General features: G+C 65.8%; 14 protein-coding genes and 1 other RNA gene. 6 read left to right on the top strand and 9 right to left on the bottom strand.

Going from position 1 to position 15,080, the window contains the following annotated elements; translation table 11 throughout:
• The first annotated feature begins 29 nt into the window (after window positions 1–29).
• The 3 genes from R9X41_RS07930 to ssrS all read left to right on the top strand — a co-directional run bounded on the left by R9X41_RS07930 (window position 30) and on the right by ssrS (window position 797).
• Window positions 30–263 carry a DUF904 domain-containing protein gene (locus R9X41_RS07930; protein ID WP_318634331.1) on the top strand — a complete coding sequence of 78 codons (234 nt, stop codon included), beginning with the start codon at window positions 30–32 and terminating at the stop codon, window positions 261–263.
• On the top strand, window positions 260–583 hold the full coding sequence (locus R9X41_RS07925) for a cell division protein ZapA (RefSeq protein WP_318634330.1): 324 nt from the start codon (window positions 260–262) through the stop codon (window positions 581–583). Before R9X41_RS07930 ends, R9X41_RS07925 begins: the two co-directional genes overlap by 4 nt.
• Window positions 584–616: 33 nt before the next feature.
• Window positions 617–797: non-coding RNA, 6S RNA (gene ssrS, locus R9X41_RS07920), on the top strand.
• Between the two features lie 83 nt (window positions 798–880).
• Here the strand turns inward: ssrS and R9X41_RS07915 are convergent.
• The 4 genes from R9X41_RS07915 to R9X41_RS07900 all read right to left on the bottom strand — a co-directional run bounded on the left by R9X41_RS07915 (window position 881) and on the right by R9X41_RS07900 (window position 6,618).
• Complete coding sequence (locus tag R9X41_RS07915) at window positions 881–3,313, bottom strand: sensor domain-containing protein (protein ID WP_318634329.1); 2,433 nt, start codon at window positions 3,311–3,313, stop codon at window positions 881–883.
• The gene (locus R9X41_RS07910) at window positions 3,310–4,554 is read right to left on the bottom strand and encodes a cyclic di-GMP phosphodiesterase (protein ID WP_318634328.1); all 1,245 of its coding nucleotides are present in this window, start codon (window positions 4,552–4,554) and stop codon (window positions 3,310–3,312) included. Before R9X41_RS07910 ends, R9X41_RS07915 begins: the two co-directional genes overlap by 4 nt.
• Window positions 4,555–4,831: 277 nt before the next feature.
• Window positions 4,832–5,668, bottom strand: coding sequence for a prolipoprotein diacylglyceryl transferase (gene lgt, locus R9X41_RS07905; protein WP_318634327.1), 837 nt, complete (start codon window positions 5,666–5,668; stop codon window positions 4,832–4,834).
• Window positions 5,662–6,618, bottom strand: a complete 957-nt coding sequence (locus tag R9X41_RS07900) for a LysR family transcriptional regulator (RefSeq protein WP_318634326.1) — start codon at window positions 6,616–6,618, stop codon at window positions 5,662–5,664. The genes lgt and R9X41_RS07900 overlap by 7 nt, the downstream gene beginning before the upstream one ends.
• Before the next feature lie 105 nt (window positions 6,619–6,723).
• Here R9X41_RS07900 and ilvD point away from each other — a divergent pair, with 105 nt between their 5' ends.
• Entirely contained in the window at window positions 6,724–8,406 is a 1,683-nt protein-coding gene (gene ilvD / locus R9X41_RS07895; protein WP_318634325.1) for a dihydroxy-acid dehydratase, read from the top strand.
• A gap of 21 nt (window positions 8,407–8,427) precedes the next feature.
• Here ilvD and R9X41_RS07890 read toward each other — a convergent pair whose 3' ends face one another.
• Complete coding sequence (locus R9X41_RS07890; RefSeq protein ID WP_318634324.1) at window positions 8,428–8,667, bottom strand: TIGR04438 family Trp-rich protein; 240 nt, start codon at window positions 8,665–8,667, stop codon at window positions 8,428–8,430.
• 37 nt (window positions 8,668–8,704) lie between these two features.
• On the opposite strand from R9X41_RS07890, the gene R9X41_RS07885 reads away from it, so the two are divergent.
• Window positions 8,705–9,025, top strand: a complete 321-nt coding sequence (locus R9X41_RS07885) for a c-type cytochrome (RefSeq protein WP_318634323.1) — start codon at window positions 8,705–8,707, stop codon at window positions 9,023–9,025.
• Between the two features lie 6 nt (window positions 9,026–9,031).
• On the opposite strand, the gene R9X41_RS07880 is transcribed toward R9X41_RS07885, so the two are convergent.
• Window positions 9,032–9,511 carry a LapA family protein gene (locus R9X41_RS07880; RefSeq protein WP_318634322.1) on the bottom strand — a complete coding sequence of 160 codons (480 nt, stop codon included), beginning with the start codon at window positions 9,509–9,511 and terminating at the stop codon, window positions 9,032–9,034.
• Window positions 9,512–9,987: 476 nt separating this feature from the next.
• Window positions 9,988–11,985, bottom strand: coding sequence for an acetate--CoA ligase (gene acs / locus R9X41_RS07875; RefSeq protein ID WP_318634321.1), 1,998 nt, complete (start codon window positions 11,983–11,985; stop codon window positions 9,988–9,990).
• A gap of 167 nt (window positions 11,986–12,152) precedes the next feature.
• Here acs and R9X41_RS07870 point away from each other — a divergent pair, with 167 nt between their 5' ends.
• Complete coding sequence (locus tag R9X41_RS07870) at window positions 12,153–12,761, top strand: YqhA family protein (protein WP_318634320.1); 609 nt, start codon at window positions 12,153–12,155, stop codon at window positions 12,759–12,761.
• A 22-nt stretch (window positions 12,762–12,783) separates the two neighbouring features.
• Here the strand turns inward: R9X41_RS07870 and R9X41_RS07865 are convergent, their stop codons facing one another.
• Both R9X41_RS07865 and fumC read right to left on the bottom strand, forming a co-directional pair.
• Window positions 12,784–13,524: an energy transducer TonB gene (locus R9X41_RS07865; RefSeq protein WP_318634319.1), complete on the bottom strand. Its 741-nt coding sequence runs from the start codon at window positions 13,522–13,524 to the stop codon at window positions 12,784–12,786.
• Window positions 13,525–13,606: 82 nt separating this feature from the next.
• Entirely contained in the window at window positions 13,607–14,995 is a 1,389-nt protein-coding gene (gene fumC / locus R9X41_RS07860; RefSeq protein ID WP_318634318.1) for a class II fumarate hydratase, read from the bottom strand.
• Window positions 14,996–15,080 lie beyond the last annotated feature (85 nt).

The raw sequence follows: 15,080 nt of genomic DNA, 5'->3' as shown, positions 1-15,080 counted from the left end.
TGTTTCAGAACCCTACAATCGGCGACGCCATGGCACCCACACCCCCTCCTCTCGACCAGATCGCCGAACGAGTCGAGCGATTGTTGTTGCGCCATGCCGAGTTGCGCCGGACCAATGCCCTGCTGACAGAACAGGTCGCCAGCCTCACCCGCGAGCGCGACGCCATGCGGGTGAGACTGCAGGCCGCGCGGGTCCGGGTCGACGCGGTGCTGGAGCGCCTGCCGCTGATTCAGGACGAACTCCACGACGAGGACCGGACGTGAAGCAGATCGAAGTACAGATCCTCGGCCAGGGCTACCTGCTCGGCTGCCCGGAAGGCGGCGAATCGCGGTTGCGTGACGCGGCCGAAAGGGTCAACGCGGCCATGACCCGTATCCGCGATGCCGGCAAGATCCGCGCGCGGGACCGCATCGCGGTACTGGCGGCACTCAACCTGGCGTTCGACGCCACCGAGCGGCCGGCGACGCCGGCTGACACCGGCGTCGCCGGTGTTGCCGGTGACGCGGCCGCCGACGGCACCCGCTGGACACACCTGCTGCAGCGCCTCGACGACGCCCTGGCCGAAGACGGACGTCTTCTGTAACCCATTCGTCCCTTCGCAGGGCCTACAATGGCTTCGTGTCTGCGGCGCATGCCGGGCTTTATATTTCCTTGAACCAATGCTCACTGAGCACGGGCTAGGTAAATTGCCAAGCAAGCGTGATCGTCTCGCGTCAGATGAACCCAATGCTTGGCTGCCCTGGCCCACCTGAACCCCCGGTTCAGGATGCCGGTCCGGTGGCTCCCGCAGACACCTCGATTCCACAAAAAAGCCGCTGTTGCTACAGCGGCTTTTTCTTTGAATCCCAGGCACCGTGCCGCCGTTCGGCCGCCGACCGCCTCAAACTCTCGCGACCGGTCTGAAGGATTCGCCGTCGCGAAGGCGCTGACCGATGTCGGATGCAGGCAATCCGGGCGCACAGAGAAACCCCTGAAAATGCGCACAGCCCAGATCCAGCAGGCAGTCGCGCTGGGCTTCCGTTTCAACCCCCTCGGCGACCGTGTCGAACCGCAGTGCTCGGGCCATGGCCAACATGGCTGTCACGATGGCGTGGTCGCTGGAGTCGTTGGGCAGTTCACGCACGAAGGATTGGTCGATCTTCACCCGGTGAATCGGGAATTTCTTGAGATAGGCCAGGCTGGAATATCCGGTGCCGAAATCGTCGATGGCCAGGCGCACGCCGACCTTGACCAGTTCATGCAAGCGCTGAAGCGCCTCGTCGGCTTCCTGAACCAGGATCGACTCGGTGAGCTCCAGCTCGATGAGTTCCGGCGACACGCCAGCCACACGAATCGCCGACGCGACCCGGTCGACGAAATCGGCCTGGCGAAACTGCAGCGGCGACACATTGATCGACACCACCACCGCCGTGCCCGCCTGCTGCCACACCGCCGCCTGGCGCACGGCCTCTTCGAGTACCCAGGCGCCGATCTGCACGATGAAACCGGATTCTTCCGCCAGCGGAATAAAGGCCGAAGGCACGACATTGCCGCGCTCTTCGTCGACCCAGCGAATCAGCGCTTCCACGCCCACCATCGCGCCGCTGCGCAAGTGCAGTTGCGGCTGGTAATGCAGCACGAAACGGCGCCGTGCCAAAGCTTCTCGCATGGCGTGTTCGAGCGACATGCGGGCGCGCAGGTCGACGTTCATTTCCGGCGCATAGAAACGGTAGCTGCCGCGGCCGCGCTCCTTGACGCGGAACATTGCGGTATCGGCGTGCCGAACCAGGTCGTCGAGCGAATTCCCGTCCTGCGGGTAGAGCGAGATGCCGATGCTGGCGCTGACCGAAAAGCGCATGTCTTCCAACAGGAAAGGCAGCGCGAGCGACTGCAGCACGCGCTGGGCCACTCCCTCGGCCGATAGCGCGTCGGCGTCGTGCAGATGCACCACGAATTCGTCGCCGCCCATGCGGCAAAGCGTGTCGGACGGACGCAGGCAGGCTTTCACCCGTTCGGCGACCTTCACCAGCACGCGGTCGCCGAACTGGTGGCCCATGGAGTCGTTGATGTTCTTGAAACGGTCCAGGTCCAGGAAAAGCACTGCGAAGGGCAGCTTTTCGCGCTTGCTCGGCGAGAGTTGCCGATCGACGCGGCGCGCCAGCAGCAGGCGGTTGGGCAGGCCGGTCAAGGCGTCGCTGAAAGCCAGCTCTTCGATGCGGCGCTGCGCCTCGCGCTGCCCGGAGAGATCACGGAAGAAGCCAATGGTCTGCGACACGCTGCCGTGGCCGTCGCGCAGTACCACCCAGGCGAGCTTGACCGGACAGACGCTGCCATCGCCACGGCGGTGCCACACCTCGCCTTCCCACATGCCGGCGCTTTCCCAGGCCGAGCGGATGTCGGTGAACAGGCGGCCGGCATCGTGGTCTTCGAACAGATCGGTGGCGCTGCTGCCAGCCAGGCGCTCCAGCGGGTAGCGCGCCATGCGGCAGCAGGCCGGATTGGCAGTGACGATGCGGTGCTGCGCGTCGGCGACGAAGACGGCTTCCGGGCTGCACTCGAAAACGCGGGCCGCGAGGCGCAGCCCCTGCTCTGCCGAAATGCGCTCGGTGATGTCCTGGAACGAGAAAACCCGCCCGATGACACGGCCCCGGCTGAACTGCGGCAGCGACAGGCGCTGCACCACCCGGCCGCTGCGCAGCAGCATCACGTCGCTGGCGCTCTGGTCGATCTCGCCGAAGATCTCGCTGAGCCGGCCGCGATAGCTCTCCATGTCCAGCAACTGGTCGGCCACCATGCGGTGCACCACCGTGTCGTCGCGCTGGACCAGCACTTCCTTGGGGATCTCCCAGATCTGCGCGAAGCGCCGGTTGAAGGCGCGAATGGCACCGTCGAGACCGCAGACGAGCATGCCGTCGGCAGTCGATTCGAGCGTGGCGCGCGATTCGGCCAGCAGGCGTTCGAGCTCGTCTTCGTTTTTTTGCTGCCGGCTGCGATCGACCACCCCGACCAGCCAGGTCGGCTTGTCGACCTGGCCGGCCGGCGCGATCGGCGTGATGCGGCGCTCGACATGCAGCACGGTGCCGTCGGGCCGCAGCAGGCGGGTGTTCGACAACAGCCCTGCAGCGCGATCGTGCTCGGCGTTTTCCCAGAAGAACACGTCTTCCGGGTCGGTGAAGAGATGGGTGACCGGCTGGCCGACCATGGCCGCGGTGCTGCGTTCGGTGAGCTGTGCGGCAGCGGCATTGGTCGCGAGCACATGGAACTCGGGACCTTCGACTATCCAGACGGCTTCGAGAAGGCCGTCGATCCAGGCTGCCGAAGCAGCCAAACTCATGCCGCGGCCCCCGCTGTGGCCGGATCCACCGCGCGCTCGAAAAAGTAGCAGATGCGGCTGCGTGGCGACAGGTAGTCGAGCGAGGCCTTGGGCAGTTGCGCAGGCTTCAGGCTGCGGCGTATGCCCAGTTCAGGCGCGGTTTCCAGGTCGAGCACGCCGGCATCGACCCGCGCGACCGCCGGGTCATGCACCAGCACCCGGGGCCGCAACGGCCGGCTGGAATTGACCGACACAACCATGGCGTAACGGTCGTTGCCCAGCTGCACCACCGAACCCGGCGGATACACGCCCATCATGCGGATGAAGGCACCGAGCACCGCGGGATCGAAGCGCGGTTTCATCTGCGCGAAGATCACCGACAGCGCTTCGTGCGGCGTCAACGCCAGCGCGCTGCGTGGCGGGTTGCAGAAGTTGTCGTAGCGATTGACCAGCGCCAGGATCTTGCCGGAGGTATGGATCTGCGAGCCCTGCAGCTTGGCGGGGAAACCGCTGCCGTCCATCATCTCGTGGTGCTGCGCGATGGCGGCCACGGCCTCGGGCGGCAGGTCCATCTTGCGCGCCAGGGCTACGCCACGCGCCACGTGGTCCTGGTAGATGCGGTATTCGGAAGTGGAGAAGCTCTCGTCGACCATGCGGTAGCGCAGCGGCAGTTCGAGCTTGCCGATGTCGTGCAGCAGCGAGGCCAGGCCGAGCGACATCAGGGCCTCGCGCTGCAGGTCGAGTGCGCGCCCGAGCAGCAGGCACAGCACCATCACATTCACCGGATGCTGTGCGCTGCGTTCGCCCACGCTTTCGGAGAGCAGGCTGATCACCGAGTCGCCGTCGGCCAGCAGGTCTTCGACGCAGGAGGTCACCAGGCCGGCCGCGTCGTCATGCGCCAGTCGGGGGCTGAGCGTGACGTTGTCGCTGATGTTGCGAAAGCGGCGCGAGGCCTCGGTGAAACGCCGTTCGCAATGGAGGAGCGTGCTGGCGTGCTGAGCGTTGTCGCGAGCACGTCGCTTGGCCGGATCCATGGGCTCGGCGGGAGTCTGGTGCGGCGTGTCGGAGTCGCCGTCGCGATCGGCATCGTTGCGCTCGAGACCGTCGGTGGGCTGAGGATCGATATCGCTGCGATCGGGGTAGTAGCGGACGGTCTGAAGCCCCAGCGCGAGGATCGTCTGTAGCTGTTCGTCGGTCGTGACCTTGAAGCTGCTAAGCGGAAAAGGATGATCCATCCACCCGAGGTCGAGATGGATGAACATGCCCTTTCGCAGCATACGAACGTCGATGACTTTTGACTGGCCCTCTTCCATGAACTGCTCTTGGCGTGTGCCGTTGGAAGCATGTTACACAAAAGAATTCGAGAAACAGTCGGTCACAGACAGATAAGCAACGGACTTTCATCTTGAAAGTCCAAAGTGTGTGAAATTCCTTGAAGAAAATAGCGCTTGTGGCCCGTCACACATAGGATTTTTCGATCGGGCTATCTGGCATCGAGAACAAAAAATTGCCGTGCCAGGGCAGAATCCGCGCTGTTTTTCAGGCAACCACGCTGGTTTTCGATAAAACCGGCTGCCTCCGACGTGCCCAGACCAAGAAAACAATTCCACCGAAGATCATGGGCACGCATAGCCACTGCCCCATGCTCATGCCCAACGGGAGCAAGCCCAAAAAGCTGTCAGGCTCGCGGAAAAACTCTGCAACGAAGCGAAACACGCCGTAACCCAATAGGAATGCACCGGACACTTCGCCCATCCGACGAGGCCGCCGTGCGTACAGCCAGAGCAAGACGAACAGCAGCAGCCCTTCCAGCAGAAATTGGTAGACCTGCGAGGGATGGCGTGGCGCGAGCGATCCGCTTTGCGGAAACACCATGCCCCATGGCAAGGAGGCGTCGCAGAAGCGGCCCCAAAGTTCGCCGTTGATGAAGTTGCCCACACGACCGGCGGCCAACCCGGTCGGAACGCAGGGAGCGACGAAATCCGCCACCTGCACCCACGGCCTGCCGCGCGAGCGGGCAAACCACACCATCGAAACGATCACGCCCAGCAGTCCGCCATGAAAGCTCATGCCCCCCTGCCAGACATAGAAGATGTCGAGTGGATGGGTGAAATAGAAACCGGGCTTGTAGAACAGGCAGTAGCCGATGCGGCCGCCCACCACCACGCCGAGCACACCCAGGAAAAGCACGTCTTCGACGTCTTTGCGAGTCCAGGCCTGCGGACCGGTCATCGAAGCGAAGGGCTCGTGGCGCAAGCGCCGCGTACCCAGGAACAGGAAAAGCGCGAAAGCGGCGAGGTAGGTCAGGCCATACCAGTGGATGGCCAGTGGCCCGATGCTCAAGGCAACGGGGTCGATCGTGGGGTACATCAGCATGGGGCGGTATTGTGCCCGGCGCGCTCCCGCACGAAATCGACGAAGGCATGCAGGGCGGGATTGGGGTTGTCGCCGGGCCAGACCAGGCTGGTCTCGCAGGCCGGAAGATCTGCCACGGCCCGGTCGGCCGTGGTGCCGGCAGGTGTGCGGTAGACCACGCCTTCACGCCGGAACCGGGTCACGCTTTCCGGCACCCAGGCAAAGCCGATGCCTGCCGACACCAGGTTGACGATGGTCTGCATCTGAATCGCCTCCTGCACCACCGGCGGCAGACGGCCGCGCTGGTGGTACAGGCCCAGGATCGCGTCGTGGATGGACGGCAGGATGCGCCGCGGAAACACCACCAGCGGCTGCTCCAGCACATCTGCCCACGACGGATGCTCCAAGGCCGCCAGCGGGTGATCGGCCGGCATCGCCAGCACCAGCGGCTCGCAGGCCACCCGGCAGGATCGCAGCAGGCCGGGCGCCTGGCCGGGCGCGTGCAGCATCAGCCCGGCGTCGAGTTCGCCCTGCGCGAGCCCGGCGAGCTGCACGTCGCCGGTCGCCTCGACCAGGTCCAGCTGCACCTGCGGACGCAACTCGCGAAATCCGCGCACCCAGCGCGGCAGCTGATCGAAACCCACGGTCGAGACGAAGCCCAGCCGCAGCCGGCCGGCATGGCCGGCTGCGGCGGCGCGCGCCCGCTCGGGCAAGGCTTCGGCACGCGCCAGCAGCTCACGCACCTCCGGCAGCAAGGCATCGCCGGCCGGCGCCAGGGCGACACGACGGCTGCTGCGCAAAAACAGCGGCACGCCCAACACACGCTCAAGCTGGGCGATGCCCTGCGTGAGCGGCGGCTGCGTCATGTGCAGGCGGGCGGCGGCGCGACCGAAATGCAGCTCTTCGGCGACGGCCACGAATTGCCGCCACGCCCGCAACTCCACCTTGGCCGACATGAGAGGTCTATTCATTCGCCGAACATATCAATCAATCGATATGAATGGATTGGAAGATATGAATCTTAAGGCGCATACTGCCCGGCAGTTTTTTGCACCCCTAACGACAGAGGCACCACGATGACCGAAAAAGCCCTGCGCAGCGACAACATCACCCAAGGCAAATCGCGCGCGCCCAACCGCTCCATGTTCTACGCCATGGGCTACCAGGAAAGCGATTTCAAGAAGCCGATGGTCGGCGTCGCCAACGGGCACAGCACGATCACGCCGTGTAATTCGGGCCTGCAGAAGCTGGCCGACGCGGCCATCGCCGGCATCGAGGAAGCCGGCGGCAATGCGCAGGTGTTCGGCACACCCACCATTTCCGACGGCATGGCCATGGGCACCGAAGGCATGAAATACAGCCTGGTCAGCCGCGAAGTCATCAGCGACTGCATCGAGACCTGCGTCGGCGGCCAGTGGATGGACGGGGTGCTGGTGGTCGGCGGCTGCGACAAGAACATGCCCGGCGGCCTGATGGGCATGCTGCGCGCCAACGTGCCGGCCATCTACGTGTACGGCGGCACCATCCTGCCGGGGCGCTGGAAGGGCCAGGATCTGAACATCGTCAGCGTGTTCGAAGCCGTGGGCCAGAACGCCGCCGGCAACATGAGCGACGAGGAACTGCGCAACATCGAGATGCACGCCATTCCCGGCACCGGCTCCTGCGGCGGCATGTACACGGCCAACACCATGAGCTCGTCCTTCGAGGCGCTGGGCATCTCCCTGCCCTACTCCTCCACCATGGCCAATCCACACGACGAAAAGGCCAACTCGGCCAAGGAATCGGCCAAGGTGCTGATCGAGGCCATCAAGAAGGACATCAAGCCGCGCGACATCGTCACCCGCAAATCCATCGAGAACGCGGTCGCGGTCATCATGGCGACCGGCGGCTCCACCAACGCGGTGCTGCACTTCCTGGCCATCGCCCACGCGGCCGAAGTGGAATGGACCATCGACGACTTCGAGCGCATGCGCAAGAAGGTGCCGGTGATCTGCGATCTGAAGCCCTCGGGCAAGTACCTGGCGGTGGACCTGCACCGCGCCGGCGGCATTCCGCAGGTCATGAAGATCCTGCTCGAAGCCGGTCTGCTGCACGGCGACTGCATCACCATCAGCGGCCAGACCATTGCCGAAGTGCTGGCCGACGTGCCCGCCACGCCGCGCTCCGACCAGGACGTGATCCGCCCGATTGACCAGCCGATGTACGAGCAGGGCCATCTGGCCATCCTCAAGGGCAACCTGAGCCCGGAAGGCGCTGTCGCCAAGATCACCGGCCTGAAGAATCCGGTCATCACCGGCCCGGCGCGCGTCTTCGACGACGAGCAGTCGGCCCTCAAGGCCATCCTCGACGGCAAGATCGTCGCTGGCGACGTGATGGTGCTGCGCTACCTCGGTCCCAAGGGCGGCCCGGGCATGCCGGAGATGCTGGCGCCGACCGGCGCGCTCATCGGCGCCGGACTGGGTGAGAGCGTGGGCCTGATCACCGACGGGCGTTTTTCCGGCGGCACCTGGGGCATGGTGGTCGGCCACGTCGCACCCGAAGCGGCGGCCGGCGGCACCATCGCCTTCGTGGAGGAAGGCGACTCGATCACCATCGACGCGCACGACCTGATCCTGGAACTCAATGTGCCGGAAGAAGAACTCGCCAAGCGCCGCGCCGGCTGGACCCCGCCGGCTCCGCGCTACAAGCGCGGCGTGCAGGCCAAGTTCGCCTACAACGCGGCGAGCGCCAGCAAGGGCGCGGTGCTGGACGCGTTCTGAGTGGTCATGGCGGCTCGGCGCTCAGCGACGCGGCCGCCGTTTTCCCAACGCCTCGCGCTGGCGCTCGATCCGGGCCTGCTTGCGGGCCTCGTCGCGCTCGGCCGCCTTGCGGCTGGTGTAGCCGATGGAATCGGCCACCGTCCACCAGAGAGCCGCCAGCGCGAAAGGTGCGAGCACCAGCCACCAGCTCCAGGCCGCAACCGGGTCGACCTCGAGCCACTTGAGTGCGAGCAGCACGATTCCGACTCCGAGAAAAAGCATGGCGGCGCCCTCACTACAATCCCGCGACTTTACCGCGATGAAAAACACGTCCCCTGTTTGTATCGTGCTCGCTGCCGGCCTGGGCCTGGCACCGCTGGCGGCACGGGCCGACCTGGCATTGGCCAAGGCGCGCAACTGCATGGCCTGCCACACGGTCGAGCGCAAGGTGGTGGGCCCGGCGTTCAAGGCCATCGCCGGCAAGTACGCAGGCAAACCGGACATGGTCGATGCCCTGGCCAGGAAGATCCGCCAGGGCGGCGGTGGCGTCTGGGGGCCGGTGCCGATGCCGGCCAATCCGCAGGTCAACGAAGCCGACGCCAAGAAGCTCGCGGGCTGGATCCTCGCCCTGCCCCAGTAGATCGCCTCAGAGCACCGGACCGCCACGCGTCATGCGGTCCTCGATCTGGCCAAGGTAGGCCGCCGTGGTGTTGTCGGTCTGGTCCAGCCGGGCGTCGACGGTCTGCTCCAGCCGGTCGATGCGTGCCAGCAGGCCGTCGCGCACGTTGCGCAGGTCGATCGACTGCTGCTGCAGTTGCAGGTCGAGCGCCGAACGCATCTCGGTGATGCGCGAAGCCTCGGCCTTGTCGGCGAGTTCGCGCTGCGACTGCAGCTCGCGGTTGTGCCGACGGTTTTCCATCAGCACCGAGCCCTGCAGCGTGAGCACATAGGCCACGAACAGCACGGCCAGCAGCACCGTCAGCCCCAGCATGATCAGCCCCAGCGGCGCGGTCACCGAGGTGATGCCCAGCGAGATCAGCGTGGGCGAGGCCAGCGTCGTCCAGTTGAGCACCGCCAGCAGCACGATGAGCAATGCGATGACAAGTAAGGAAATGGTTCGGGCCATGGCGTTTAGTCCTGCAAAACACAAACCGACATTCTGGCGGCAGCCCCGACTGGCGATGTAAGCAGCTCGGCTCAATCAGAGGCAGACCTCCGCCCATCCGTGGAGGCCGGCGAAGCAGCCGACTGCCCCAGGGGTGAGGCGGCGAGGCCAAGCCGAGCCAGCAAGCCGCCCCCGAAAGGGGGTAGGCGGAGACACGAAGTGCGGAGCCTGGGGGAGCGTCCAGCCCCGAGGCCAGCGCGCAGCGCAGCCGACTGCCTCGGGGGCGACGCGGCGAGGCTACGCCGAGCCAGCAAGCCGCCCCCGGAAAGGGGGTAGGCGAAGACACGAAGTGCGAAGCCTGGGGGAGAGTCCAGCCCCGAGGCCAGCGCGCAGCGCAGCCGACTGCCTCGGGGGCGACGCGGCGAGGGTACGCCGAGCCAGCAAGCCGCCCCCGGAAGGGGGTAGGCGGAGACACGAAGTGCGAAGCCTGGGGGAGATCAATAAGCCTCACCGAGCTGCGCCAGGATCTGCGGATTTTCCAGCGTAGACGTGTCCTGCGTGATCGCCTCGCCCTTGGCGATGCTGCGCAACAGCCGCCGCATGATCTTGCCGCTGCGCGTCTTGGGCAGGTTTTCGCCGAAGCGGATGTCCCGCGGCTTGGCGATCGGCCCGATCTCGCGGGCCACCCAGTCGCGCAACTCCTTGGCGATGGCCTTGGCCTCGTCACCCGTCGGCCGCGCCCGCTTGAGCACGACGAAGGCACAGATCGCCTCGCCGGTCATGTCGTCCGGCCGGCCGACCACCGCCGCCTCGGCCACCAGGTCGGTCTTGGACACCAGCGCCGACTCGATCTCCATCGTGCCCATGCGGTGGCCCGACACGTTCAACACGTCGTCGATGCGGCCGGTGATGCGGAAGTAGCCGCGGTCGGCACTGCGCACCGCACCGTCACCGGCCAGGTAGACGCTGCCGCCGAGCTCCGGCGGAAAGTAACTTTTTTTGAACCGCTCCGGATCGTTCCAGATGCTGCGGATCATCGACGGCCACGGCCGGCGGATCACCAGCATGCCGCCCGCGCCGTTGGGCATCTCGTTGCCGGTCTCGTCGACGATGGCCGCGTCGATGCCCGGCAGCGGCAGGGTGCACGAGCCCGGCACCAGCGGCGTGGCGCCCGGCAGCGGCGTGATGACATGGCCGCCGGTTTCGGTCTGCCAGAAGGTGTCGACGATGGGGCAACGCTCGCCACCGATGTGCCGGTGAAACCACATCCAGGCTTCGGGGTTGATCGGCTCGCCGACCGAGCCAAGCAGGCGCAGCGAGGTCAGGTCGTAACGTGCCGGATGCACCTTCTCGTCGGCCTCGGCGGCCTTGATCAGCGAGCGGATCGCCGTGGGCGCCGTATAGAAGATGCTGACGTGGTGGTCCTGGATCATTTTCCAGAAACGGCCCGCGTCCGGAAAAGTGGGGATGCCCTCGAAGACGACCTGCGTGGCGCCGGCGGCGAGCGGCCCGTAGGCGACGTAGCTGTGCCCGGTGATCCAGCCGATGTCGGCGGTGCACCAGAAGATGTCGTCCGGGCGAAGGTCGAAGGTCCAGTCCATGGTGAGCTTGGCCCACAGCAGGTAGCCGCCGGTGGCGTGCTGCACGCCCTTGGGCTTGCCGGTCGAGCCCGAGGTGTAGAGGATGAACAGCGGATGCTCCGCGCCAACCGGCACCGGCGGGCAGTCGTCGGCCGCGCCCTGCAGGGCTTCGGCGAAAGTCTTGTCGCGCCCTTCGGTCCGTGGCCAGGCGCTACCGGTGCGCTCGTATACCAGCACCGTCTTCACCGCTTCGCAACCGCCCATGCCGAGCGCCTCGTCCACGATCGCCTTGAGCGGCAGCTCCTTGCCGCCACGCATCTGGTAATTGGCGGTAATGACCGCCACCGCGCCCACGTCGACGATGCGCTCCTGCAGCGCCTTGGCCGAGAAGCCGCCGAAAACCACGCTGTGGGTCGCGCCGAGCCGGGCGCAGGCCTGCATGGCGACCACGCCCTCGATGCCCATCGGCATGTAGAGCACCACCCGGTCACCCTTGGCCACACCCTGCGCCTTGAGCGCGTTGGCGAAGCGGCTGACACGGATGAGCAAATCGCGATAGGTCAGCCGGGTGACCTGGCCGTCGTCGGATTCGAAGACGATCGCGGTCTTGTGCTCGACCGGCGTGCCCATGTGGCGATCGAGGCAGTTGGCCGAGGCATTGAGTTCGCCGTCGGCGAACCATTCGAAGAAAGGCGCACGGGATTCGTCGAGTACCCGGGTGAAGGGCTTGGTCCAGGCGAGGTTCTCGCGCGCCAGTCCGGCCCAGAAGGCGTCGGAATCGGTGCGGGCCTGGTCGGCGAGCCGCTGGTAGGCGTCCATGCCGGCGATGCGGGCGCCCTGCACGGCGGCGGCCGGTGGCGCAAAGACGCGGTTCTCGACGAGAACGGATTCGATGGAAGATGGGACGGCACTCATTGGTAGTCTCCTGGCGTTTCGTTATGCGGCCGGACTGTGACCAATCGCACTTACGCGCGACTGACCGGATCGGGCCCGCGATACAGGGTCATTTTTGCAGAGGCCGTCATGGGGCCCGCCTAAAATTGCAACTCCGCAATCCAACAGACGGCCCTCGGCCGCCCCCCATGACCGACCCGGTGAAACGAAGCTCGTCCCCCTTGCGTCCCCTGCCCGCCCTGATCTTCGCCAGCCGCTGGCTGCAGTTGCCGCTGTACCTGGGCCTCATCGTCGCCCAGGCGGTCTACGTGATTCATTTCCTGGTCGAACTCACGCACCTGGTCGAAGCCGCCTTCGGCAGCAGCGAAGCCTTGCAGAAGCTGGTCACCAGCATCGGTTACAAGGTCGACGTGCCACCGACCTCGCTCAACGAGACGGTCATCATGCTGGTGGTGCTGGCGCTGATCGACGTGGTGATGATCTCCAACCTGCTGATCATGGTCATCGTCGGCGGCTACGAAACCTTCGTGAGCCGCCTCGGCCTCGAGGGCCAGCGCGACCAGCCCGAATGGCTGAGCCACGTCAATGCATCCGTCCTGAAGGTGAAGCTCGGTCTGTCGATCATCGGCATCAGCTCGATCCACCTGCTCAAGACCTTCATCAACGCCGACAACTACACCGACCGCGTGCTCATCGCCCAGACCGCGATCCACATCGCCTTCCTGCTGTCCGCCATGGCCATCGCCTACACCGACCGCCTGATGGAAGGCCATGGCGGCGCCAGCGGCAAGCACTGAGGCAAGCGGTCCGCTGCCCGCGTCACGGTGCCGGGGCGGTGGCGGCAGCCAACTGGTCCGGCGTGCGGAAATCGATGCGCACCACCGTCCAGCGCGGTGCCGGGGTACCGGCCGACAGTAGCGGGGCGAAGCGGTATCCCTTGAGCGCTTCCAGGGCCTTGGGATCGAAATAGATCGCACGCAGCGGTTGGCGGCTCAACACGCGCGCCCGATCAATGTCGGGCCTGCCTTCAGCGTCCACCGGCAACAATACCGACACCCAGCCCGAGACGCCGCGGCTCAGCGCCTCGGCGGGCATCTCGACTGGCTGGCGAATCCGCACCCATGGATGCTGGTTGCCGCCACCATCCATCGTGAAATTGATAGTCGCCTGATAGGCGTAGAAGCGGCCGGGCACCGCGTCGGCTGGAACCGTGGCACGGGCCTTCATCAGGGCGAGCTGCACCGCGTCATCGAAGAAATCCACATGGGGCGGCTCGCGGCGCAGGATTTCGCTGTGTACCGGCGTGCCGGTGGCATCCACCACCAGCCGGACGACGATTTGACCGTGCTGGTACAGCTGGCGCGCGAATAGCGGGTATTCCGGCTCGGGCGGAATCCGCCACTTCGCTGCGGTCGCCAGCCCGGCTTGCGAGCTCGCGGCAGCAGCAGTGTCTGCGGCGGCCGCTGGCACATCGCTGACGGGCTGCGCAAGTACGGTGCCCGTTGCGGTGGCCCACAGCAGGAACGTCCGCACGGCCCGGCCCGCTGGCAGGTTTGTCATGGCTTCTCCTATGCGGGCGCTGCCCGCCTCCCTGATCTTTTAAATACGCCTCCCGGTGAAGGGCCGGAAGGCCAAGGCCCGGTCAATGCTTGCCGGTCATGTTTGCGGGAATCACCCACTGGTCGAACTGTTCGGCCGTCACGTGGCCGGAAGCTACGGCCGCCTCGCGCAGGCTGCTGCCTTCCTTGTGCGCCTTCTTGGCGATATAGGCCGCCTTGTCATATCCGATGTGGGTGTTGAGCGCCGTCACCAGCATCAGCGAACGCGACACCAGCTCGGCGATGCGGTCGCGATTGGGCTCGATCCCCACGGCACAGTGATCGTTGAAGCTCACCATGCCGTCGGCCAGCAGCCGCACGCTCTGCAGGAAGTTGTGCGCCACCATCGGGCGAAAGACGTTCAATTCGAAGTTGCCCGAAGCACCGCCGAAGTTGATCGCCACGTCGTTGCCGAAGACCTGCGCGGCCAGCATGGTGACCGCTTCGCTCTGCGTCGGATTGACCTTGCCCGGCATGATCGACGAGCCCGGTTCGTTTTCCGGAATGCTCAACTCGCCGATGCCGCTGCGCGGGCCGCTGGAGAGCCAGCGCACGTCGTTGGCGATCTTCATCATGCTGGCGGCCAGCGTCTTCAACGCACCGTGGGCGAACACCAGCCCGTCGACCGATGCCAGCGCCTCGAACTTGCTCGGGGCGGTCACGAAAGGTAGACCCGTCAGCCGCGCCAGCTCGGCCGCCACGCCCTCGGCATAGCCCTTGGGCGCATTCAGACCGGTGCCGACCGCGGTGCCGCCCAGCGCCAGTTCACACAGATGCGGCAGGGTGTCGCGCACATGCTTTTCGCCGTGCGCCAACTGCGCCGCCCAACCAGAGATCTCCTGGCCCAGCGTCAGCGGCGTGGCGTCCTGAAGATGGGTGCGGCCGATCTTCACGATGTCGTCGAAGGCGGTGGCTTTTTGTTCCAGCGTCGCCTTGAGCTTGGCGATGGCCGGCAGCAGCTTGTGCGTCAGGGCTTCCACGGCCGCCACATGCATCGCCGTCGGAAAGACGTCGTTGCTCGACTGGCTGCGATTGACGTCGTCGTTGGGGTGCACCACGCGCGACTCGCCACGTTCGCCGCCCAGCAGCTCGCTGGCGCGGTTGGCCAGCACCTCGTTGACGTTCATGTTGGTCTGCGTACCCGAACCGGTTTGCCAGACGACGAGCGGAAACTCGCCCGGATGCTTGCCGGCGATGACCTCGTCGGCCGCGGCCACGATGGCCTGCGTCTTCTTGTCGTCCTGCAATCCGAGCTTGTTGTTGACGACGGCCGATGCACGCTTGACCTGCGCCAGCGCCTTCACGATCTCGACCGGCTGCCGCTCGCCGGATATGTCGAAGTTCTGCAGCGAGCGCTGCGTCTGCGCGCCCCACAGCTGGTCGGCGGGGACCTCGATCGGTCCGAAGGTGTCTCGTTCAGTACGGAATTCCACAGTTAACTGCCCTGTTGTTTGGAGTGGTCGATGGAGGCCGTGAACTGGCGGCGGCTGGTACGCGGCAACGCGAAAGCTTAATGCG

The organism is Xylophilus sp. GOD-11R (assembly GCF_033546935.1).
GTDB lineage: Bacteria > Pseudomonadota > Gammaproteobacteria > Burkholderiales > Burkholderiaceae_C > Xylophilus.
This window is presented reverse-complemented; position numbering and strand designations above follow the sequence as displayed.

Coding starts and splice junctions, on each gene's coding strand:
- ilvD (WP_318634325.1), top strand. CDS start 6,724: ATGACCGAAAAAGCCCTGCGCAGCGACAACATCACCCAAGGCAAATCG.
- R9X41_RS07885 (WP_318634323.1), top strand. CDS start 8,705: ATGAAAAACACGTCCCCTGTTTGTATCGTGCTCGCTGCCGGCCTGGGC.
- lgt (WP_318634327.1), bottom strand. CDS start 5,668: ATGCTGATGTACCCCACGATCGACCCCGTTGCCTTGAGCATCGGGCCA.
- R9X41_RS07915 (WP_318634329.1), bottom strand. CDS start 3,313: ATGAGTTTGGCTGCTTCGGCAGCCTGGATCGACGGCCTTCTCGAAGCC.
- R9X41_RS07930 (WP_318634331.1), top strand. CDS start 30: ATGGCACCCACACCCCCTCCTCTCGACCAGATCGCCGAACGAGTCGAG.
- R9X41_RS07900 (WP_318634326.1), bottom strand. CDS start 6,618: ATGAATAGACCTCTCATGTCGGCCAAGGTGGAGTTGCGGGCGTGGCGG.
- R9X41_RS07890 (WP_318634324.1), bottom strand. CDS start 8,667: ATGCTTTTTCTCGGAGTCGGAATCGTGCTGCTCGCACTCAAGTGGCTC.
- acs (WP_318634321.1), bottom strand. CDS start 11,985: ATGAGTGCCGTCCCATCTTCCATCGAATCCGTTCTCGTCGAGAACCGC.
- R9X41_RS07870 (WP_318634320.1), top strand. CDS start 12,153: ATGACCGACCCGGTGAAACGAAGCTCGTCCCCCTTGCGTCCCCTGCCC.
- R9X41_RS07880 (WP_318634322.1), bottom strand. CDS start 9,511: ATGGCCCGAACCATTTCCTTACTTGTCATCGCATTGCTCATCGTGCTG.
- R9X41_RS07865 (WP_318634319.1), bottom strand. CDS start 13,524: ATGACAAACCTGCCAGCGGGCCGGGCCGTGCGGACGTTCCTGCTGTGG.
- R9X41_RS07910 (WP_318634328.1), bottom strand. CDS start 4,554: ATGTTCATCCATCTCGACCTCGGGTGGATGGATCATCCTTTTCCGCTT.